General features: G+C 52.1%; 1 protein-coding gene. It reads right to left on the reverse strand.

From position 1 onward, the window contains the following. On the reverse strand, positions 1-474 hold a 474-nt coding region (locus tag R6242_RS22145), incomplete at both ends, for a terminase large subunit domain-containing protein (protein WP_318431055.1).

A 474-nucleotide genomic window follows, 5' to 3' on the forward strand; every position in this document is an offset into this window, starting at 1 on the left:
TAGGTTTGCCGCCAGTGCGAATGCAGGGCCATACCCGAGGCGACTTTCTGAAGCTCCTGAAAGCGTGGAATCCAGAAATACTCATCCACATATAGATTGCCGGTGTAGCTCTGCGCGGTGCGGGCGTTGGTGCCGAGGAAGTACAGCGTTGCGCCGTTTGGTAAAACGATGGGGTCGCCTTTCAGCTCCAAATCGGCGGCCTCTTTGGCAAAGGCGATGATGTATTGCTTGAATACATGGGCCTGCGCCTTGCTGGCACTTAAAAAGATCTGATTGCGGCCCGTGGTCATCGCATCGAACAGCGCCTCTCGGGCGAAGTACCAGGTCGCGCCAATTTGCCGAGACTTTAAGACATTACGAAAGGTGTGTTTCTTGCCTGCCTCAAACCAGCAGTGCTGATAGGCAAACAAAGAATCCATAAAGGCTTCTTTGATTAAATCGACGTGCTCATCGTTGAAATCGTTCTTAACGGCT

The sequence above is a fragment of the Iodobacter sp. CM08 genome (genome assembly GCF_033446605.1).
Taxonomy (GTDB): domain Bacteria; phylum Pseudomonadota; class Gammaproteobacteria; order Burkholderiales; family Chitinibacteraceae; genus Iodobacter.